General features: G+C 59.5%; 15 protein-coding genes. 6 read left to right on the forward strand and 9 right to left on the reverse strand.

Features of this window, described 5'->3' with window-relative positions; genetic code table 11:
- Positions 1-8: 8 nt before the first annotated feature.
- Entirely contained in the window at positions 9-485 is a 477-nt protein-coding gene (locus BSK43_RS34155) for a Crp/Fnr family transcriptional regulator (RefSeq protein ID WP_077470366.1), read from the forward strand.
- Positions 486-667: 182 nt separating this feature from the next.
- On the opposite strand, the gene BSK43_RS34160 is transcribed toward BSK43_RS34155, so the two are convergent.
- From BSK43_RS34160 to BSK43_RS34195, 8 genes are all read right to left on the reverse strand, one after another.
- Positions 668-1696 carry a hypothetical protein gene (locus tag BSK43_RS34160; protein WP_077470235.1) on the reverse strand — a complete coding sequence of 343 codons (1029 nt, stop codon included), beginning with the start codon at positions 1694-1696 and terminating at the stop codon, positions 668-670.
- A 336-nt stretch (positions 1697-2032) separates the two neighbouring features.
- Positions 2033-3175 (reverse strand): fumarylacetoacetate hydrolase family protein, encoded by a 1143-nt coding sequence (locus BSK43_RS34165; RefSeq protein ID WP_077470236.1) that lies wholly within the window; start codon positions 3173-3175, stop codon positions 2033-2035.
- A 181-nt stretch (positions 3176-3356) separates the two neighbouring features.
- Positions 3357-4727: an alpha-glucosidase/alpha-galactosidase gene (locus tag BSK43_RS34170; RefSeq protein ID WP_077470237.1), complete on the reverse strand. Its 1371-nt coding sequence runs from the start codon at positions 4725-4727 to the stop codon at positions 3357-3359.
- A gap of 17 nt (positions 4728-4744) precedes the next feature.
- Entirely contained in the window at positions 4745-6415 is a 1671-nt protein-coding gene (locus tag BSK43_RS34175; protein WP_077470238.1) for an ABC transporter ATP-binding protein, read from the reverse strand.
- Positions 6416-6428: 13 nt separating this feature from the next.
- Positions 6429-7556: an ABC transporter permease gene (locus BSK43_RS34180; protein ID WP_077470239.1), complete on the reverse strand. Its 1128-nt coding sequence runs from the start codon at positions 7554-7556 to the stop codon at positions 6429-6431.
- The gene (locus BSK43_RS34185) at positions 7556-8566 is read right to left on the reverse strand and encodes an ABC transporter permease (protein WP_077470240.1); all 1011 of its coding nucleotides are present in this window, start codon (positions 8564-8566) and stop codon (positions 7556-7558) included. The genes BSK43_RS34180 and BSK43_RS34185 overlap by 1 nt, the downstream gene beginning before the upstream one ends.
- Before the next feature lie 162 nt (positions 8567-8728).
- Positions 8729-10816, reverse strand: a complete 2088-nt coding sequence (locus BSK43_RS34190; RefSeq protein ID WP_077470241.1) for an ABC transporter substrate-binding protein — start codon at positions 10814-10816, stop codon at positions 8729-8731.
- 138 nt (positions 10817-10954) lie between these two features.
- Positions 10955-12421, reverse strand: coding sequence for an alpha-glucosidase/alpha-galactosidase (locus tag BSK43_RS34195; RefSeq protein ID WP_077470242.1), 1467 nt, complete (start codon positions 12419-12421; stop codon positions 10955-10957).
- Between the two features lie 244 nt (positions 12422-12665).
- Here BSK43_RS34195 and BSK43_RS34200 point away from each other — a divergent pair, with 244 nt between their 5' ends.
- On the forward strand, positions 12666-13535 hold the full coding sequence (locus BSK43_RS34200) for an AraC family transcriptional regulator (protein ID WP_348641775.1): 870 nt from the start codon (positions 12666-12668) through the stop codon (positions 13533-13535).
- A gap of 180 nt (positions 13536-13715) precedes the next feature.
- Complete coding sequence (locus BSK43_RS34205; protein WP_077470243.1) at positions 13716-15959, forward strand: glycoside hydrolase family 2 TIM barrel-domain containing protein; 2244 nt, start codon at positions 13716-13718, stop codon at positions 15957-15959.
- A 35-nt stretch (positions 15960-15994) separates the two neighbouring features.
- Here the strand turns inward: BSK43_RS34205 and BSK43_RS34210 are convergent, their stop codons facing one another.
- Positions 15995-16897 (reverse strand): GntR family transcriptional regulator, encoded by a 903-nt coding sequence (locus BSK43_RS34210; RefSeq protein ID WP_077470244.1) that lies wholly within the window; start codon positions 16895-16897, stop codon positions 15995-15997.
- A 293-nt stretch (positions 16898-17190) separates the two neighbouring features.
- Here BSK43_RS34210 and BSK43_RS34215 point away from each other — a divergent pair, with 293 nt between their 5' ends.
- The 3 genes from BSK43_RS34215 to BSK43_RS34225 all read left to right on the forward strand — a co-directional run bounded on the left by BSK43_RS34215 (position 17191) and on the right by BSK43_RS34225 (position 21025).
- Positions 17191-18210, forward strand: coding sequence for an aldo/keto reductase (locus BSK43_RS34215; protein ID WP_077470245.1), 1020 nt, complete (start codon positions 17191-17193; stop codon positions 18208-18210).
- A gap of 181 nt (positions 18211-18391) precedes the next feature.
- The gene (locus BSK43_RS34220; protein WP_068395386.1) at positions 18392-19381 is read left to right on the forward strand and encodes an ABC transporter substrate-binding protein; all 990 of its coding nucleotides are present in this window, start codon (positions 18392-18394) and stop codon (positions 19379-19381) included.
- 93 nt (positions 19382-19474) lie between these two features.
- A complete protein-coding gene (locus BSK43_RS34225) occupies positions 19475-21025 on the forward strand; it encodes a sugar ABC transporter ATP-binding protein (protein ID WP_077470246.1) in 1551 nt (516 codons plus the stop codon).
- Positions 21026-21027 lie beyond the last annotated feature (2 nt).

Here is a 21027-nt window from a genome sequence, read left to right on the forward strand (position 1 = left end):
TGAAGTTCATGCTTCTGAAGGATGAAGTTGAAATGCTGAAGCGGGTGCCGATTTTTTCGCGCATCGCACCGGCGAAGTTGAAACTTTTGGCGTTCACGTCGGATCGCGTCAGCTACAATGCTGGCCAAACTCTGTTTCATCAGGGCGATCAGGGCGATGCGGCCTATGTTGTTCTTTCCGGAACTGCTGATATTCTCGTCGATAGCCCCACCGGCGAGATCAAGGTCGCTGAAGTCGACCTCAATTCCATCGTCGGTGAAATCGCCATCCTGTGCGATGTCTCGCGCACCGCGACCGTAAAAGCCACCTCCCGCTTGGAGGCGCTGAAGATCAGCAAGGAACACTTCCTGAAGCTGCTGAGCGATTTTCCGGAAATGGCGGTCGAGATCATGCGCGTTCTGGCAGATCGTCTGAACCATACGACCTCGGAACTAACAGCCGTTCGCAGCCGGTTGACCCATCCACAGCCCATGTCGACGCATTGAGAAACAAGCAAAGAGACCGAGTGGGGCTGTGAACAGTTAAACCACTTGGTATTCGGATGTGGGCACGGCGGTATTTCGGACGCCGCGTCGTCGATGGCGATTAATACTGATTTTCCTGGCTTTTACATCAAGGCGTCGGCCCTGCCTCAATGGCAAAGCCGACGCCTTGATCGTGCGTTTCGTTATTTTCCGTAAGTCAGGACCGTGAACGTATTCGGGAAGAACGTGTTGGCATAGAAGGGAGAGACTGCCGTCAGGATCTTCTTGGAGGCATCGGCGCTACCCTCGGCCGTAATGGCATAGATCGCCTTGGTTTGACGATCCATCGCCATCGTCCGAACGCCCGAGCGAGTGCCCAGCGTTTCCAGCGGCTTATAGCTGTCAGGGCCATCGACCGCAAAAACGTTGAGATTGGCGCTCACGCCATTTGCAGTGAAGATGCGCTTTAGATCACCATCGTAGACGATGCTGTCGGTTCCCCCGCCAATTTCGGCACTGTAAACTATCTTGCCGCTATTCCCATCAAGCACGACGAGAGAGGGCTTGATGGTGTCGTGTCCGCGACAGCTGATGTAGACGCGCTCGTCCGCGGCATTGACGGTCACTGCGGTGGGATGACCGCAAGCCGGAGCGGTGTCATAGGTTGCAACAATCTTTCCGGCTTTGGTGTCGATCTTGTAGACTTTATCGAGATCCTGCGCGGCGAGAAAAAAGGCGGTTTTGCCGTCACTATCGGCACCTTCGACCTTTTTGCTCGGCACTTTCAGGCGACCGACTTCCTTGAGTGAAGGAACATCCAGCATAATCAGCTCGGTACCGTCTTGCCCGGCGCCCATATTGAGCACCAGACGTTTGCTGACGGGATCATAGTGGCTGGTGTCGAGATCCTCACCAACCTTGATCGGTGCCTGGGCCTCCAGCGTCGAAATTTTGAACGGCGTGATGGTGCCATCTTCATTGTTGGAAATGCCGAGATCGAATTCGGGGATCAGCACGGCACCATCCGAGCTATCTGTCGCTGTCTTGTCAATCACCTTGATGACTTTATCGGCAGCAGGATCGAAGACCTGCAAACCTTCCTTGCGATGTCCCAGGAAGACGTGATGCGTGGCTGAATCGACCGAAACATAGTCGTAACCGGAGCCCTTGCCCTCGATTGTCGTGGCATGTTGCTGGTGCCAACCATCGAATGCAAATGCTGGCGTCGTCATAATCAACGCGAGCGCAGTCGTAGAAATTGCCAAGCTCGACCTTATCATCCTATTCCTCCTGATAAGTTTGCCGTTCCCCCCGGACGCAGCAAACTAACAGATGAAGCTTTCAACCAGCTTTCATCAGGGGGCCTTGGGTGATGGGAGCATCCCAGTGCTCGCCTGGATATTTCTCAGGAACATACGATGTTCTGCCGCCTGAAGACGATCAATTACGCAATCGGAGGCAGAGGCACACGCATGGCGTCAAATGCGGAATATCACTCAAACTGAGGAGGCTCCGTCATGGCTTGTCCAGCGCGCTGAACTGCTCCAAATCCCGATGTCTTTTAGGTCCTAGATCAGCCCACGCCGGGCCAGATTGCGCATCAGATGCGATGCGCCGAAGGTCCAGGGCCGGCATTCCGTCGACAGCAGCACGCGGTTCTGCAGGGCGCCCAGCTTTTCATTGGAGATGGTGACGATATCGCCGACTTTGTGGGTGAAGCCCTGGCCGGGCGTATCACGGTCTTCGACCGGCGCGAAAAGCGTGCCCATGAACAGCACGAAGCCATCCGGATACTGATGATGGCGGCCGATGGTCTGGGAAACGAGGTCGAGCGGATCTCGGCTGATTTCCTTCATCGACGAGCGGCCATGCAGCAGATAGCCGTCGTCGCCTTCGACCTTGAGATCGAGATCTGCGTTGCGCACATCATCCAGAGCGTAAGTCTCGTCGAACAGACGAATGAACGGCCCGATAGAGCAGGAAGCGTTATTGTCCTTGGCCTTGCCGAGCAGCAGGGCAGACCGGCCCTCGACGTCGCGCAGGTTGACGTCGTTGCCGAGCGTCGCGCCTCTGACCCGGCCCTGGCTGTCGACGGCGAGCACGATTTCCGGCTCGGGGTTGTTCCACTTGGAGATCGGATGCAGGCCGACATCAGCGCCCGGCCCGACCGACGACATCACCTGCGACTTGGAGAAGACTTCCGCATCCGGGCCGATGCCGACTTCGAGATATTGCGACCAGACGCCTTCCTCGATCAGCGCTGCCTTGACCTTGGCAGCCTCCGCGGATCCGGCCTTCAGGTTGCGCAGGCTGTCGCCGATCAGCGCCGTGACCTTGCCGCGGATCGCCTCTGCAAGATCCGGATTGCCGGCAGCGCGCTCCTCGATGACGCGTTCGAGCATCGAACGGGCGAAGGTGACGCCGCAGGCCTTGATCGCTTGCAGATCGATGGGAGCGAGAAGATGGATGGTCGAGAGATTGGCTTTGGCAGCCAGGAGAGCATCAAGTTTGGCGACGGCCTCGCCCTTCTGTGCGCGGACGAAAGCAACCGCATCATCGCGCTCAAGAAGGTCGCGCATGGTCGGCACTTCCTTCGAGGTGATGTCATAGACGGCACCATCGCGAACAGTGACGAGGGCAGGACCTTCGACATCGGGGCGCCAGATGCGTCCGACGAACGTGCCGGTGCTGAAAATGTCTGAGCTGGCCATGTCTTTGATCTCCCTTAAAACCTCGATCCGTTTCTAGCGCAGTCGCTCCGGCTTTGCCATCCGGCACAGGCCTTGAATTCAGCGCGTTTTGGACATTCACATTTTCCCGGCAGGCCAAAAATGTAAGGCCCCGCGGCAGCGCCGCGAGGCCCTTTGGGCCGCTAGCCGGGAGAGAGTGGCTTTATGCGGCCTGTACCTTGCGATTGCCGCGTGCCCATTCGGGCAGCCAATCGCCATGTGTAACCAGCAGCTCGTCGACCAGCGACCAGATCTGGTCGAGATCGAGCTCGGCGGCCGTGTGCGGATCCATCATCGCAGCATGGTAGATGTGCTCGCGATTCTCGGTCATCAGGGCTTTAACCGTCAGCTCCTGCACGTTGATATTGGTGCGGATGAGCGCCGTCAGCTGCGGCGGCAAGTCGCCGATATAGGTTGGCTGAATGCCGGAGGCATCGACCAGGCAGGGAACCTCGGCGGCGCAATTGTTCGGCAGCGAAGTGATGCAGCCATTGTTGCGGACGTTGCCGTAGATCACGGAGGGTTCGCCGGTCCAGACCGAATTGATGATAGAGGAGGCATATTCCTTCGATTGCTTGACCTCAATCTTCTCGGCCGAGCGGTATTCATCGGCCTGGTTCTTCCAGCGTGCCACCTGTTCGATGCAGCGCTTCGGATATTCGTCAAGGGGAATGCCGAATTTCTCGATCAGATCCTCGCGGCCTTCCTTGATGAAGTAGGGCGTGTACTCGGCGAAGTGCTCGGAGCTTTCGGTGACGAAATATCCGAGGCGCGTCAACATCTCGTAGCGCACCTTGTTCGGGCAGCGCGGGTTCCAGCCGGGCTTGGGAGCGCGGCCCTCGCGATAGGCGCGGACAAGATCGGGATAGAGGTTGCGGTAGGAGCCATCCGGCTGGCGATGCTCGAATGCGAGGTAGAAGGCCATGTGGTTGATGCCGGCCGAGCGATAGCGGATCTCGTCATAGGGAATGTCGAGATCGTGAGCCAGCTCCATCGCCGTGCCCTGTACGGAATGGCAGAGCCCGACCTGCTTGATGGTGGGGTATTTCTCGCCGATCGCCCAGGTATTGATCGCCATCGGGTTCACATATTGCAGCATGACCGCATTCGGGCAGACGGCGAGCATGTCCTCGCAGATCTTCCACAGATGCGGAACCGTGCGCAGGCCGCGCATGATGCCGCCGACACCGAGCGTATCGGCGATCGTCTGGCGCAGGCCATATTTCTTCGGCACCTCGAAATCGGTGACGGTACAGGGTTCATAACCGCCGATCTGGAAGGCGACGACAACGAAATGAGCGCCGTCGAGCGCCTTGCGCTGATCCGTGAAGGTCTCGACCGTGGCCGGGGCGCCGAGCGTCGAGGCGAGCTTGCGGGCAACGATGGCGCTTTCGTCCAGTCGCTGCGGATTGATGTCCATCAGCGCAATCCTTGCGCCCGCGAGGGCCGGACGCTGCAGGACGTCGCCGATGATGTTTTTCATGAAGACGGTCGAGCCGGCGCCGATGAAGGTGATCTTGGGAGTTGCGGTCATTTCAAAATCTCCTGATGCTATGAAGCTACCTCGAACGCCGCTCTGACGAGGCGTTCGGTGTAAGCGGTCTTGGGATGGGACAGAACCTCTTCGACCGGCCCTTCCTCCATGATCTTGCCGTGCTGCATGACGATGACGCGGTGGCAAAGGGCGCGGACGACCTTGAGGTCGTGTGAGATGAACAAGTAGCTCAGACCCCGCTCATCCTGCAGCTTGCGCAGGAGGTCGATGATCTGTGCCTGGACGGAAAGGTCGAGCGCAGAAGTGGGCTCGTCGAGAAGGATGAATTCCGGCTCGAGCGCGATGGCGCGGGCAATGGCGATGCGCTGGCGCTGGCCGCCGGAAAACTCGTGCGGGAAGCGCGACAGGATATTGGCCGGCATGCCGGCGCTGACGAGCGCGTCCTTCACCCGCTCCAGCCGCTCGGCTCTGTTCGCGCCGATATTGTTGACCACCAGCCCTTCGCCAATGATCTGGCCAATGGTCATGCGCGGATTGAGCGACGAGAACGGGTCCTGAAAGACGATCTGCATGCGCGAACGCAGCGGCCGCATTTCAGCGCGCGAGCGGCCATGGATCGGTTGCCCGTCGAAGAAGATTTCGCCGCCATCGGCGTCGATGAGGCGCAGTAGCGCCTGGCCGAATGTGGTTTTGCCCGAGCCGGATTCACCGACCAGTCCGAGCGTTTCGTGGCGGCGCAGTTCCAAGTTCAGGCCGCCAACGGCGACAAGCTCGCGCATGTCGGGCTTGAAGAAGCTGCCATGCCGCAGCATGAAGGCGACCTTGACGGCTTTGCCTTCGAGCACCGTGCCACAGTCCGGCGGCAGTGGCTTTGCCTGTCCGCGTGGTTCCGAGGAGAGAAGATGCTGCGTGTAGGCATGTTGCGGGTTCGCGAATAGGGCTTCGGTCGTGTTGTGCTCGCGCATCTCGCCATGCTGCATCACATAAACATAGTCCGAAAACTGGCGCACCACCGTCAGGTCATGGGTGATCAGGATCACCGCCATGCCGAGCTGCTTTTGCAGATCGCGGATCAGGTTCAGGATCTGCGCCTGCACGGTGACATCGAGTGCGGTCGTCGGTTCGTCGGCGATCAGCACGTCCGGATTGTTGGCCAGCGCCATGGCGATCATGACGCGCTGACGCTGACCGCCCGAAAGTTGATGCGGATATTGCTTCAGCCGCGCCTCGGGATCGGGGATCTGCACCTGTTTCAAAAGGTCCAGCGCCTTCTTCTCGGCTTCGCGGCGGCTGACCTTGCGATGAACGCGGATGGCTTCGACGATCTGGCCGCCGATCGTATAGATCGGATTGAGCGAGCTCATCGGCTCCTGGAAAATCATCGAGATGCGATCGCCACGCAGCTGCCGGCGGGCACGTTCCGAGAACTTCAGCACATTCTTGCCGTCGTAATGGATGGTGGAGTTGTCGGAGACGACGGCACGCTTGGTTAGCAGGCCCATCACGGTGCGGGCCGTCACCGATTTTCCGGAGCCGGATTCTCCGACGATGGCGATGGTTTCACCGCGATAGAGCTGAAAGGAGATATCCTTGACGGCATCGACGATGCCGTCCTCGACCTTGAATTTGACGGCGATGTTGCGTGCGTCGATGACCGGAGCGACGGCCTTTTCGGCGGCGTCGAGCCTGAGGTCGGGAGCGAAGGAGTTGACGAGTGCGAGAGCCATATTCGTTCTCCTGTCAATAAGGGTCGATTGCGTCGCGCAGTCCGTCGCCGAGCGCATTGAAGGCGAAGACGGTGACGAGAACGAAGGCGACGGGCGAGAGGATCCAGGGGTAGGAGCCGATGACCGAATAGGTCGAGGTGTCCTGCAGCATCAGGCCCCACGAGATCAGCGGCGGCTTGACGGCAAAGCCGAGGAAACCGAGGAAGGATTCAAGCAGAACCACGCTTGGGATCGCCAGTGTCACCGCGACGATGACATGGCTCATGACGTTGGGAAATATGTGCTGCAGGATGATGCGCCGGTCGGTCGCGCCGATTGCCATCGCCGCCCGCACATATTCGATCCTTGCCAGCGCCAGCGTCTTGCCACGAACCTCGCGCGACATCTGCGCCCATCCGAGCGCCGACATGACGATGATGACGAAGCCGAGAAAGACATTGGTCGGTGCCGTCACGGGGATCAGCGAGGTCAGCGCCAGATAGAGGGGCAGTTGCGGGAAGGCCAGCACGACTTCGACGAAGCGCTGGATCCAGGCATCCGTCGCGCCGCCGAAATAGCCCGAGATCATGCCGACCGTCGTACCGACCATGGTGATGATGGCAACCACGGTCAAGGCGATCATAAGCGAGATCCGCGAGCCGTAAATGGCACGAGACAGCACGTCCCGGCCGAATTTGTCGGTGCCGAGGAAGTGCACCGGCCCGCCGTCGGTCGTGCCGAACAGATGTCGGTCGCCGGGGATCAGGCCGAACAGGTAGTAGGGGGCACCCTTGACGAAGATGCCGAGCAGGCGCGGGTTATCATAGTCCGGTCCGACGATCGGCTGGAAGGTTACGGGATCAAGGTCGCTCGTTTCGACCAGCGCATAAACTCTAGGGAGGAAGACGAGATTGCCGTCCTTGTCGTGAAAGCTGATAACCTGCGGCGGTGCGAAGCCGGTGTCGGTCGCCTTCGGATCCATCGGCGCGACAAACTCGGCGAAGATTGCCATCAAAAGCAGCAGAATGACGAGGACGAGGCCGCTCATGCCGGTCCACGAGCGCTTCAGGCGCCGCCAGACCAGCGCGACGTAGCTTTCGCTGCCGCCCTTGTGCTTGATCGTTTCATCGGGTGGGGGCGGGGAGTTGCTGAAGGCGAGCATTAGTGGATCCCTCCCTGTTGGCGCACGCGCGGGTCGAGCAGGGCAAGCAGCATGTCGGCGATGATATTGCCGATGATCAGGGTTGCCGAAAGCACCATCATGAAAGTGGCGGTGACGTAGACGTCGCCGACCGCCATCGAACCGACAATGGCCGGCCCAACCGTGGGCAAGGTAAAGATGATCGCGGTCTCGATCTCACCTGTGAGCATGTAGGGCAGAACGACGCCCTGATACATGACCAGGGGGTGTAGCGCATTCGGCACGGCATGGCGCATGACGACGGCGGCGCCGGAAAGGCCCTTGGCGCGTGCGGTCTCGACATATTGGGCATTCAGCGTGTCGAGCAGATTGCCGCGCATGACGCGCATATTATAGGCGAGGCCACCGAAGGTGGCGATGGCAACGACCGGCCACACATGTTTGACGAGGTCGACGAACTTGGCCCAGGACCAGGGCGCACCGCCATATTGCGGCGAGAAGAAGCTGCCGATTTCCGAGACATTGAGTTGGAAGACGAGGATGTAGACGATGATCAGCGCCATCAGGAAGCGCGGCACTGTCATGCCGAGAAAGGAGATGCCGGACAGTAGAGTGTCGATCCAGCTATATTGCCGCGTCGCTGCCCATATGCCGAAGCCGATGCCGAGAATGGATGCCAATATGTGGCACACGAGCGCCAAAGCCAGCGTTCGCGGCAGCCGCTCGCCGACGACATCGGCGACGGGCTTGTTGTAGAACATGCTGTAGCCGAAATCGCCTCTGGTGACGATGCCGCCGACCCAGTTGACGTATTGGACGACCAGCGGCTTGTCGAGGCCATGCTCGCGGCGGTAGATCTGCGCCTGCTCATCGGCTTGTGCGAAGGATGCGCCGCCCTGGTTCATCAATTGCGAGCGGATGTAATCAGCATAGTCGCCCGGTGGTGCCTTGATGATGGCGAAAGTCACCACGCTCAGGATGAAGAGCACAGGTATGGCAGACGCTATTCGCATGAGCAGGAATCGTAACATGGGACGGTTCGCTTCTCTTGATGCTGGCGGCAGCCTCGATCTGTCGGGATCGACCGGCGCCGGCTGTGTTCAATTCGGCCAATGGTCGGGCCATCGGAATGCGGGATGTCTGATCGGCAGCCGGCGGATGGCCGGCTGCCGCAGATGGTTGCCTGCTCGACCTTATTTGATCGGACCGGCGCTGCCCGGGGCACCCGGAAGCTGCTGCGGGAACAGCTCGTATTTGCCCTGCTTGTCAGCCGCTACCCAAAGGCGCTCGCGGATGATGGAATCCTCCGCCCAGTTGAACAGGAAGATCGGCGTGCCCGGAGGAACGTTGGAGAAGCGCTTGTTGATGATGAGCGCGCCCGGATACTCGGTCAGGCCGATATTGTAGAGATGGCCTGTCGAGATCTTCTGGAACTGCTTCATCAAGGCAACGCGTTCGTCATTGTCCTTCGATGTCGTGAACTTGTTGACGATATCAACCATGTCTTTCTCGAAAGGCATCAGGTCAACAGGGCCACTTTCAGGTGCGCGATGGTTCCAACTGGTGCGCGGGCCAACCGGAGCAAGCTGTTCGGTGTTCTGCACGACCGAGGCCAGCTCCGTGCTGTTGCGCCGGACCATCCAGTCGAAACGACCGCCATAGTTGGCGTCGTCACGCTTCGGCCCGTCGAGCGCATTGATGATCACCCGGATCCCGAGCTTCTCCATCTGAGCAACGACACCTTCGGCAAGGCTCTTGTCGGTGGTGTAGTCGTTGCTGACCAGCAGGGTAACCTCGACATCCTTGCCGCCGTTGACGCCGGCCGGGAAGTTGACGATGCCGTCGCCGTCGGTGTCCTTGAGACCGGCCTTTGCCAGCTCGGCCTTTGCCGCAGCAAGATCGAACGGATAGTAGACCGTGGAATTGCGATCATAGAAGGCGCTGCCGGAAGACAGGCCGCCTGGGTAGATCGCCGTGAACGGTCCCTTGACCAGAGATTCGCCAAGCGCCTTGCGGTCGAGCGCCATGGTGACGGCCTTGCGGAAATCCTCATTGCGGTTCAGTTCGCGGACGGCCTGACCGCGCGCATCCGGAGCGCCCCAGCCATTGGCGGAGAAATTCATCTGCAGGTTATAGCCGATGAGGCGAGGACCGAAGGCCAGACGTGCAGGCGCATCGGGCTGGGCGGCTCGCTTCAGCGATGCGACGAAGTTTTCCGGCTGCTCGAGGTTCGACAAGTCACCCGAACCGGCCACTGCCTGTACGTCGCGGTCAGCCCAGGTCGAGAGCTTGTAGTGCAGCTCGTTGAGGTAGGGCAGCTGATTGCCCTTCTCGTCGACCTTCCAATAGTAGGGATTGCGGCGCATGACGATGATATCGTCGGAGCGATACTCCACCGGCACCCAGGCGCCCATCACCGGAATGTTCATATATTCAGGCGGGAAGGCATTCTTGAACTGATCGTAGGTGTTCTTGGAATATTTCGGATGCTGTGGTTTCAGGATATGCGACGGGCCCGGGCAGAAGTTCGGGTAGGCCATCGTGTAGAGATATTGCTTCGGGAAGGCGTCCTTGAAAGTCCATTCGACGGTGTAGTCGTCGACCTTCCTGAGGGTCGTTCCCTCGCCGAAAGCTTCCGGCGAAGCGCCGCCGCCGAGAGGCGAGACGTTCGGATCGACAACCTCGTCTTCCCAATAGAACATGATGTCGTCGGCGTTGAAGGGCACGCCATCAGACCATTTCGCGCCTTCGATCAGGTGCATGGTGAGCTTATGGCCATCCGGCGACCATTCCCAGCCCTTGGCAAGGTTCGGCAGCGGTTCGGTGTCCTTGGCTTCGACCTGGAAGAGCGGCGCGGTGCGCGTCAGGCACTCGGAAAGACCGATATCGATGCCGCCCCAGCCCTGCGTCTGGCCGGCGCCATAGTTCCAGCCTTCCGGCCGGCCGCCAATGACGTGGCGCAGCGTGTCGCCGTAAACGCCGATGCCGTCAGGCATGTTGCCGGTCTTGTAGACCAATGGCTCTTTCGGCAGGCGATCCTTGACGGGCGGCAGCTTGCCGGTCTTGACGAAATTGTCGGTAACCCAGGCGGGCTCGTGATACTCCGGCAGCGCCTTGAACTCCAGAATGGAGCTGCGCTCGACATATTTGATCTTTCCTTCCGCCGGGAAGACCGGCGGAACGGGTGGCACTGTCGGCTCGGCTGCGTAGGCGCTGATGGCGATCGCCGATGTGGCAATCGTCAACGCGGCTAGAAGGCCGATCGGTCGAAAATGTCTCATCTTGTTCTCTCTCCCTCTTTTGCGTGCGCTCTGTTCGAGACGCCGCACTCCTCCAGTACGAGGGGAAATGATCGAGATGCGGCGGTTGATCTCATCCGAGATCCCCGCCGCATGCTCATTTCCCGAACTCTGCCTGCGTCAGCCGGCCTGTTTCAGCGCGGCTTTCTCGACCCGCAATTCCTCGATAGAGCGGACGTTGCGGCTTGCGGCACCCTTCCAGTCGCGCGTCTTGACCTTGCTGTGCGACAGGCGATCCTTGGCGTCTCCGACGGCATGGGCGTATTGCGGCAACCAGCGTGCTTGGGCGACGACCATTTCGTCGACCATCTGCCAGACCTCCTCCGGAGTGGCGATGGCACCGACCAGTGGATCGTGCAGGACGGCGAGCTTCAACAGGTCGATGTCGCCGCTGATGGCGGCATGAACCGACATGCGCTGGACGTTGATCGACGAGATGCAAGTCGCAGCGCATGCCTCTGGTAGTGTGATGCCCGCCACCATGTTGATGCCGAAGCGGTCGACGAAGCCGGGGGATTCGATGATGGCGTCGCTTGGCAGATTGGTGATGACGCCATTGTTCTTGACGTTGAAATGGCCGCGATAGACACGGTTGGTTTCAAGCGCCTCGAGGATATGGCTGGCGTGTTCGTTGGAACGGCGGGCAGGGTCGATCAGCTGGGAGGCGCTGTCGAGGATCTGCTGGAATTCCGTCTCGAACCAGTTGCGCGTCTCGGTGGAGTGGCGCAGATAGCCGCCGGTCTCACCGTGGATCCAGTCGGACATGTCGATCCATTTGTTGATCTCGTCCGGCCGCTTGCGATACCAGGGCAGGTATTCGGACAGATGCCCGTTGCTTTCGGTGGAGTAGACGCCGAAGCGCTTGAGCACGTCGATGCGCAATTTCTCCTGCTGCGAAAAGACGGGGTGTGCCTCGAAGGCGGTCACCAATTCATCCTTGCCGATCTTGCGGCCGTTGAGACGGAGATCGGTGAACCAGGTCTGGTGGTTGATGCCCGAGCAGATATAGTCGAGTTCGCTCTTGTCTTTCGCGCCGAGCACTTCGGCGATCTGTTCGGCACCATGCTGGACGCCATGGCAAAGACCGATCGTATCGACCTTGCCGTATTCGATGGCCGCCCAGGTGTTCATCGCCATCGGGTTGGCGTAGTTGAGGAACTTGGCGCCCGTCTCGGCGACTTCGCGGATATCCTTGCAGAAATCGAGAATGACCGGGATATTGCGCTGGCCGTAGAGAATGCCACCGGCGCAGATCGTATCGCCGACACATTGGTCGATGCCGTATTTCAACGGGATACGGATATCCTCGGCATAGGCTTCGAGGCCACCGACGCGCACGCAGCTAATGACATAGCGCGCACCTGAGAGTGCGGCGCGGCGATCCGTGGTCGCGGTAACTCGCGTTGGCAGCTTGTTGGCTTCGACGATGCGATCGAGGATCGCCTTGATCATCGTCAGATTGTGCTCACTCATATCAGTCAGCGCGAACTCGACGTCGGGGAATTCCGGCACGCAGAGAATGTCGGTAAACAGCTTTTTCGTGAAGCCGACACTGCCGGCACCGATAATGGCGATTTTGAAACTCATGATCCTCACCTTCAAGTCGATCGAACAAGCAGCAACAGGGACTGTGACAGCATTTTCGTCCTATGATCGCAGCAGTTGCGAGACAGGGACGAAATTGCGATTTTCCTCCATCCGCCGATCCTCTTTGGCGGGTAAGTGCTGTTTTCTGGCGGGATTATGCCTATAATCATCGGGCCGACCAGAGAACAATTATGCTTTCAAGGGTAATTTTGTGCTGCAAGAATTGATCGACAATGGACAGGTCATGCGGACGGTTTCGCTGCCGCGCGGACGTCACCGGCTGCATGCCATGCCGACCAGCGCCGGCTATGAAATCAGGGACAATGTACCCTATGACTGGGATGGGCGTCGGCGTGGTCAGACGCCATTCACGGTGCTGCAATACACGATCAGCGGCAGCGGCAGACTGAGGTATGAAAACCGCAACTATCGCGTAGGCGCCGGTGATACGCTGCTGGTATTGGTGCCGCATAACCATCGCTATTGGCTCGAAAAGGGTGAGCGTTGGGAGTATTTCTGGATCTCGATGAATGGCGAGGAGGCACTGCGCATCCATCGTCTGATCCTTGCGGCGGCCGGCCCCATTCTGCGCCTGCAGCCGGCAACGATCGATCATCTTGCCGATTGCAGCCTGCGGCTCATCAGGGATGCGAAGACGCCGGCCGCTGCCTCGGCGCTGGCCTACGAAGCGGCCATGGCGCTCTATGACGATGTCTTCGGCTCGCACGCCTTTACTGCGGATCGCTCCGCCATGCAGATCGTTATCGACTATATCGACGCCAATCTCGACAAGCCGCTGCCCGTCAGCGAACTCGCCAAGGCAAGCGGTCTCAGCCGTGCCCATTTCTCTCGGGTCTTTGCCGAGAGCGAAGGCGTACCGCCGGCCGAATTCGTGCTGCAGCAGCGTATGCAACGCGCAGCGAAACTCCTGACCAAAGCCGCCTTCATCCCCGTCAAGGAAGTGGCGATCATGACAGGTTTTGACGATGCCAATTATTTTTCCAAGGTGTTCCGCCGCATCTACGGCATTAACCCCACGGAGTTCCGAACGACAGGCATGTATGCCGCGGTGCGCAGTCCCAATGAGGAATCAAAGAACGGGCGAAGCCGTTAGTCGGCGTGATGTTCTCGCTCCCCCCCAAATTCCAAATCAGCCAACCGGTCGCATTGCGCGACCGCGGCGAGCCTGTATAGATATCGCCCCGCGGCACCATGCCTGCCTCGCCGCACGCCTGATTTTCCAAGCAACATGTGTTCGTCCCCGATGCGACGGGCTTAATCCATAGGACTGAATATGCGCTCAGTTGTTGCCTTCAACGAATCCTGGACGTTTCGCCAGGGGTTCTCTTCCGCCGATGTCGGTCACCCGCAGGAAGGCGAAGCCGTCACGTTGCCGCATACGGCTGTCGAGTTGCCCTTCAACTATTTCGACGAAAAGTCCTATCAGCGCGCCTTCACCTATCAGAAGATATTGGTTTGGGAGGAGCGGTTCGCGGAGCGCGAGGTATCGCTGGTCTTCGATGCGGCCATGGCCGATGCCGTCGTCTATCTGAACGGCGAGGAAATCGTTACTCACAAGGATGGCTATACACCGTTTGAAGCACGTTTGACCGGCCGACTGCGACAGGGTGAAAACCTTCTCACGGTCAAGATCGATGGCAGTGAAAACCCGGAAATCCCGCCCTTCGGCGGCCGCATCGACTATCTGACCTATGCCGGCATCTATCGCGACGTCTGGCTGAAAGTTGCCGCTCCCGTATCGATTGCCAACATCAAGGTCGAAACCGCCAATGTGCTCGCCGACCTCAAATCCGCGACCGTGCGCTGCGATTTCGCTAACCCGCAAAATCTCGCTTTCAAGGGCACGGCAACTGTTACATTGCGCGGCCCCGCCGGCACGGTCCTCGCCTCTGCACGGGGCGAGACCTCCGGCGAAAGCGTGACTGTTACGTTCGATCGTCTGGCGGATATTTCGCTTTGGGATCTCGACAATCCAGTTGTCTACACAGCTGAAGCCGAGCTTGCGACCGAGCGTGGCGCTGACAATCTCACCACCACCCTCGGTTTCCGCACTGCCACCTTTACCGCCGAAGGCTTTCTGCTGAACGGCAGGAAGCTGAAGCTGTGTGGGCTGAACCGCCACCAGGCTTTCCCCTATGTCGGCTATGCCATGGGCCGTTCGGCGCAGGAGCGCGATGCCGAAATCATGAAGCGGGTGCTGAAATGCAATATCGTGCGCACCTCGCATTATCCGCAGTCGAAATGGTTCCTCGATCATTGCGATCGCATCGGTCTTCTGGTCTTCGAGGAAATCCCGGGCTGGCAGCATATTGGCGGCGAGGAATGGCAGCAGGAATCGATCCGCAACGTGCGCCGCATGATCGAGCGCGACTGGAACCACCCCTCGATCATCATCTGGGGCGTGCGGATCAATGAATCCCAGGATTCCCACGATTTCTACGCAGAGACGAACCGGCTAGCGCGTGAACTCGATCCGACGCGCCAGACGGGTGGCGTCCGCTACATTACCGAGAGCGAGATGCTCGAGGACGTCTACACGATGAATGACTTCATCCTCGGCAACGAGGAGCTTCCGGGCGCCAACCGGCCGCGCACGCCGTTGAGGCCACAGCAGGAAAACACCGGCCTGTCCAAGGATGTACCCTACCTGATCACCGAGTTCGGCGGTCATATGTATCCGACGAAGATCTACGATCAGGAGCAGCGCCAGGCCGAGCATGTGCGCCGGCATCTGGAGGTGCTGAACGCCGCCTATGGCGATCCGTCGATCTCTGGCGCCATCGGCTGGTGCATGTTCGACTATAACACCCATAGCGATTTCGGCTCGGGCGACCGCATCTGCTATCACGGCGTCATGGACATGTTCCGCGAGCCGAAATTTGCCGCCTACGTCTATGCCAGCCAGTGCGAACCTTCCGAAGAGATCGTCATGAAGCCGGTGACGATCTGGGCGCGCGGTGAACGCAACATCGGCGGCGCCCTGCCGCTGATCGTTCTGACCAATTGCGACGAGGTCGAGCTTCGTTACGGTTCGCTTACCAAGCGCCTCGGGCCGGATCGCGAAAGCTTCCCGCATCTGCCGCATCCTCCTGTCATCTTCGATCACCGCTCCTTCACGCAGGATGAACTCGGTGTATGGGGGATGGAATGGGAGGATGTGCAGTTCACCGGCTATATCGGCGGCAAGCAGGTGGCCGCCTTGACGATGGTTGCAAATCCGCTTCCGACGACGCTGCAGGTCGAAGCCGATGCCGATACCTTGCGCGCTGCCGAGCGTGATACCGTGCGCGTCATCGTGCGCGCGCTGGATCAGGCCGGTTCGCGCCTGGCCTTCCTCAATGATGTCGTCACGATCAGGATTGATGGTCCGGCGAAGATCATCGGGCCTGAGACGCTATCGTTCCAGGGAGGCACCACCGGTTTCTGGCTTCAGGCAACGGGTGAGGCCGGGCCGATCACTATCGAGGCATCCTCCTCACGCTTTGCCGGACAAAGCCTCAAATTGACGGCTGAATGAATGCCGGGCTCCGGGATCGGCCGCGTCTGAGCGGCCTATCCTGGGACTTCGCCTGCGCTCAGCGGGATCGATTGCATTAGCGTCTGTCTTGCCGAGGCAAGGTGAACGCGGCATGCAGCATCGATCCGTTGCGGATCGCGCGATTGCAGCGCTTCGATATAATCGAGATGCTCGGCTATGGCGCGGGCGTTGCGTTCGCGGGCAAACGCCTTGTTCCACTGGAAATGATAGTGGAACACGATGGCGATGACATCGTAGAAATCGGCAATGAAGCGATTGTTCGAGGCGCGATGGATGAGCAGGTGAAACTTCTCGTCGAGGCGTGAGAAATCGCGATAGTGTGTGTCAAAATCCTTCAACAGCTTATGATGCTCTCGTTCGATGGCTTTCAGGTCTTCCCATGCCTGATGGCCGGGCGGCAGGCGGCCGAATTCGGCGGCGGAATGCAGTTCGAACATTTCGCGGACGTCGGCCAGTTCCAGGGCGAATTCGCTGGTGAAACCCTTCAGGGTCCAATGGCTGTTGGGTCGCTTCTCGATCAAGCCGAAGCGGCTGAAGCGAATGAGGAATTCGCGAACGACGGAGGTGCCGGTGCCGATCTCGCGCGCCAGCTCCAGCTCGTTGATCTGCATGCCCGGCTGCGCCTCGTCGGACATGATGCGCATCATGAAGCTGCGCTCGATGATATCGTGCAGTGAATCCGTTTCTTCCTTGGGGAAGAGATCGGCCTGTGTCGGCTGACGGAGAACCGTCTTCTGGCGTTTGTTCCAGAGAATGATGCCGGCGTCACTTAGACGCATGAGGATCGCCCGCGCGGTACTGCGGCTGACGCCGAGTTCGGCGGCGATATCGGGCTCGCTCGGAAGCTCGGTATCGGGCTTCAGGCGCACTGTGTAGCGATTATACGCCTCCTTGAAGAGCGTGTTTTGTCTTGCCATTTCCCCCTCGCGTATCGTCGCCGCTCTTCGTTGGCGGCGCTGTCTGGACCATGTTCGAATGGCAGTCAATTGCAGGAGTTTATCGAGGCCGTCCCAACCGCCTTCCTCCAAGACGTCAGGCGATTTCCTCGTTGACACCAAAATGTTTATTGTAGATAAAAAACAAAATCAATTGGCGGATGGAAGGGAGTTGCCCATCACGTCAATAGCCGGAAAGGGATGCGGGCGACCGGTTGGATCGCCCGGCGGCCGACCTGGCAAGATAGAATAGAAGTCATCACAAGGGAGAGGTGATGCAGACAAGGACAATCGGCAGGACAGGCCTTGAGGTCACCGAGATCAGTTTCGGTGCTGCCGCATTGGGTGGGCTTTATCGTGCCTGCCCGCGCGACCAGGCGATGGAGACCTTGCAGGCTGCCTGGGCTAGCGGCATTCGCTATTTCGATGTCGCTCCCTGGTATGGTTTCGGCCTGGGCGAACGGTATGTCGGCGACTTCCTGCGTGCTCAACCGGAAAACAGCTACGTGCTTTCGACCAAGGTCGGACGGCTGATGCGTCCGGTGCCGACCGACAAGGTGCCGAATTACGGCTATGTCGATCCGCTGCCGTTCGATGCAGACTATGACTATTCCTATGACGGCATCATGCGGTCGGTGGAGTTCAGTTATGCCCGTCTGGGGCTAAACCGCATCGATATTCTCTATGTCCACGATATCGGCGGCTATACCCACGGCAAGGCGCTGAACGAGCATTATCTCGGCCAGCTCCTTGGCTCCGGATTGAAGGCGCTCGAGGAGTTGAAATCATCCGGGACGATCAAGGCCTATGGTCTCGGCGTCAACGAGATACCGGTCTGCCTCGATGTCATGCATGCAGCCGATATCGACTGTATTCTTCTTGCCGGCCGTTATACCCTGCTGGACCGTTCCGCGGTCGCGGAGCTGTTGCCGCTTTGCGAGAAGAAGGGCACTTCCCTCGTCGTGGGTGGCATATTCAATTCCGGTATTCTGGCAACGGGTCCGGTGCCCGGCGCGCATTTCGACTATCTGCCGGCGACGCCGGATGTCTTGGCCAAGGTTGGAGCGATGGAGGAAATCGCCCGCAAGCATGGCCTGCCGCTTGCCCAGCCGGCAATTCAGTTCGCGCTGCGCAGTCCGTGCGTGGCGTCCGTCCTGATTGGTACGGCAAAGGCTGGAAGTCTTGTCCGCAACATGCAGCTCGTGGAGCCCAGGCTTCCCGACAGCATCTATGCGGAATTTGAAGGATTGACCCTGGTTGCGCCTCCGTTGGGAGACGAGGCTGTCCGGGTGTAGGCAGTAAATGGGAGCTATCGAGCCGTCGGGAGAGTCGGCTTCGAGGAGGAGAAAGCCTGTTTTGGCGTCGGTGGCAAATGCCCCTGCGCGATGTGTGATGCCCTCGGGCATTACGATGCCGAGCCGTAAGCGTTCAACGGCCGGTGTGCAGGAGAACAGAGCGCGTTGAGAGGAGAAGCAGATGAATATTGCCAAGTCACTTCTATCCCGCCGCGGTTTTACCGCTCTCGCCGGCGCCGCCTTGATCGCAACGGCCATGCCCGTGCAGTCCTTTGCGGCCGACGTGACCATTCCGATCATCGTCAAGGACACGACGTCCTTCTACTGGCAGATCGTTCTTGCCGGTGCACGCAAGGCCGGCAAGGATCTCGGCGTCAAGGTGCCGGAGCTGGGTGCCCAGGCCGAAACCGACGTCAACGGCCAGATCAGCATTCTTGAAAACGCTGTCGCCGGCAAGCCGGCAGCCATCGTCATCTCGCCGACCGAATTCAAGGCGCTCGGCAAGCCGGTGGACGAAGCTGCAAAGTCCGTTCCGATCATCGGTATCGACTCCGGCGCCGACTCCAAGGCTTTCAAGTCGTTCCTGACCACCGACAACGTCCAGGGCGGCCGTATTGCTGCTGATGGCCTTGCTGCTGCGATCAAGCAAATGACCGGCAAGGAGGAAGGCGATGTCGTCATCATCACCAACACGCCCGGTGCCGGCTCTCTCGAACAGCGCCGCACAGGCTTCCTGGATCAGGTCAAGACCAAGTATCCGGGCCTGAAGGTCGTCGCCGACAAGTATGCTGACGGTCAGGCAACGACCGGCCTCAACATCATGACCGACCTGATCACGGCAAATCCGAAGATCGTTGGCGTCTTCGCCTCCAATCTGATCATGGCGCAGGGTGTCGGCCAGGCGATTGCTGAAAACAAGCTCAGCGACAAGGTCAAGGTCATCGGCTTCGACAGCGATGACAAGACGCTCGGCTTCCTCAAGAGCGGCGCGATTGCCGGTCTCGTCGTTCAGGACCCGTACCGCATGGGTTACGACGGCATCAAGACCGCTCTTGCCGTCTCCAAGGGCGAAAAGGTCGAAGCCAATGTCGACACTGGCGCGAACCTCGTAACCAAGGCCAACATGAGCGAGCCGAAGATCGAAGCCTTGATCAACCCGAAGGTCAAGTAAAGCTCAGAGGCTGCGGCCGACTTGTCGGCCGCAGCCTTTCTGTCTGTCCGTCTTTCGGGCGGCCGCGCGGAAATGCGAGAGGGAGGAGAGCCCATGACGAGCCTCGAAGAAATCAGCCATCGGCACGATGACAAGGTCAAGACGGAAGCAAGTCGCGTTCCGGCCGGCTCGCCTATTCTCGAACTCAAGGGATTGCAGAAGCGCTATGGCTATGTCGAGGCGCTGAAGTCTGCAACGATCACATTCCTGGCGGGTGAAATCCACGCCATTGTCGGCGAAAACGGTGCCGGCAAATCAACGCTCATCAAGCTCCTGACCGGCGTCATCACCAGGACGGCTGGCGACATATTCTGGTGTGGCCATCCGGTCGCCCTTGCCAATCCCAATGAAGCCATCGCGCGTGGCATCAATGCCGTGCATCAGGAGGTCGTCCTCTGCCCGCATCTGACGGTCGCCGCCAATCTCTTTCTCGGCGACGAAGTCAATCGCTTTGGCCTGATGCGTAAGAAGCAGATGGTTGCGATGGCCCAGACGGTGCTGGATGATCTCGGCTTCGGACTGCCGGCCGCCGAACTGCTGAGCTCTCTGACCATTGGCCAGCAGCAGCTGGTCGCAACGGCAAGAGCCGCCATGCGCGGCACACAGTTCCTTATCTTCGACGAGCCGACCGCGTATCTGACGCGCAAGGAATCGGCGCAGCTGTTCAAGCTGATCCGCCGCCTGCAGAGCGAAGGCGTGACGATCGTCTACATCAGCCATCGCATGGAGGAAGTCTTCGAGCTGGCCGATCGGGTTTCCGTACTTCGCGACGGCACCCATGTGGGCACGCGCGCGATCGGCGAGACCAACGAGGACGAGCTGATCAAGCTGATGATCAATCGCTCGATCGAACAGATCTACCACAAGGAAGAGATTCCGATCGGCAAGCCCATTCTGGAGACGCGCGGACTTTCCGGTCCCGGTTTCGAGGATGTCTCGCTGACCGTACGGGCTGGCGAAATCGTCGGGCTTTACGGGCTGATCGGCGCTGGCCGTAGCGAATTCGCGCTCGGCCTCTATGGTCGGCAGCCGGTGACTGCGGGTGAAATCCACTGGGAAGGGCGCAAGGTCCAGATCCGTAATGAACGGGACGCGATGGACCTCGGCATAGCGCTTGCGCCGGAGAGCCGCCGCGATCAGGGGCTCTGCCTCAACCTGCCGATCGGCCTCAACATCAATTTGCCTGTGTTCGGGCGGTTGAGCCGTGGTCCGATCATCAACAACAAGAGCGAAGCCGCGAACGCCGACAAGCAGATCCGAGATCTCAGCATCAAGACGCCGAGCCGCCGGGTCCTGGTTTCGGCCATGTCCGGCGGCAATCAGCAGAAGGTCGTCATCGGCAAATGGCTGAGCCACGGCGCCAAGCTTTTCATCTTTGACGAGCCGACGGTGGGTGTCGATGTCGGCACCAAGGCGGAAATCTATCGGTTGTTTGCCAAGCTGCTTCGCGAGGGGGCGGGGATCATCGTCATATCCTCCTACCTGCCCGAGGTTTACGAGCTTGCCGATCGCCTGCATGTGTTCCGCCACGGCCAGCTGGTCGCCAGTCATGATTTTCACGCTGCCACGCACGAGGAAGTCCTCGGCGAGGCCATTGGCGTCTGAAC

This window comes from Rhizobium sp. P44RR-XXIV (assembly GCF_001999485.2).
Classification (GTDB): Bacteria; Pseudomonadota; Alphaproteobacteria; order Rhizobiales; family Rhizobiaceae; genus Rhizobium.

Excerpts from the sequence above, each read along its gene's own strand:
- BSK43_RS34155 (WP_077470366.1), top strand. The coding sequence starts at position 9 with ATGCTTCTGAAGGATGAAGTTGAAATGCTGAAGCGGGTGCCGATTTTT.
- BSK43_RS34160 (WP_077470235.1), bottom strand. The coding sequence starts at position 1,696 with ATGACGACGCCAGCATTTGCATTCGATGGTTGGCACCAGCAACATGCC.
- BSK43_RS34165 (WP_077470236.1), bottom strand. The coding sequence starts at position 3,175 with ATGGCCAGCTCAGACATTTTCAGCACCGGCACGTTCGTCGGACGCATC.
- BSK43_RS34170 (WP_077470237.1), bottom strand. The coding sequence starts at position 4,727 with ATGACCGCAACTCCCAAGATCACCTTCATCGGCGCCGGCTCGACCGTC.
- BSK43_RS34175 (WP_077470238.1), bottom strand. The coding sequence starts at position 6,415 with ATGGCTCTCGCACTCGTCAACTCCTTCGCTCCCGACCTCAGGCTCGAC.
- BSK43_RS34180 (WP_077470239.1), bottom strand. The coding sequence starts at position 7,556 with ATGCTCGCCTTCAGCAACTCCCCGCCCCCACCCGATGAAACGATCAAG.
- BSK43_RS34185 (WP_077470240.1), bottom strand. The coding sequence starts at position 8,566 with ATGTTACGATTCCTGCTCATGCGAATAGCGTCTGCCATACCTGTGCTC.
- BSK43_RS34190 (WP_077470241.1), bottom strand. The coding sequence starts at position 10,816 with ATGAGACATTTTCGACCGATCGGCCTTCTAGCCGCGTTGACGATTGCC.
- BSK43_RS34195 (WP_077470242.1), bottom strand. The coding sequence starts at position 12,421 with ATGAGTTTCAAAATCGCCATTATCGGTGCCGGCAGTGTCGGCTTCACG.
- BSK43_RS34200 (WP_348641775.1), top strand. The coding sequence starts at position 12,666 with ATGCGGACGGTTTCGCTGCCGCGCGGACGTCACCGGCTGCATGCCATG.
- BSK43_RS34205 (WP_077470243.1), top strand. The coding sequence starts at position 13,716 with ATGCGCTCAGTTGTTGCCTTCAACGAATCCTGGACGTTTCGCCAGGGG.
- BSK43_RS34210 (WP_077470244.1), bottom strand. The coding sequence starts at position 16,897 with ATGGCAAGACAAAACACGCTCTTCAAGGAGGCGTATAATCGCTACACA.
- BSK43_RS34215 (WP_077470245.1), top strand. The coding sequence starts at position 17,191 with ATGCAGACAAGGACAATCGGCAGGACAGGCCTTGAGGTCACCGAGATC.
- BSK43_RS34220 (WP_068395386.1), top strand. The coding sequence starts at position 18,392 with ATGAATATTGCCAAGTCACTTCTATCCCGCCGCGGTTTTACCGCTCTC.
- BSK43_RS34225 (WP_077470246.1), top strand. The coding sequence starts at position 19,475 with ATGACGAGCCTCGAAGAAATCAGCCATCGGCACGATGACAAGGTCAAG.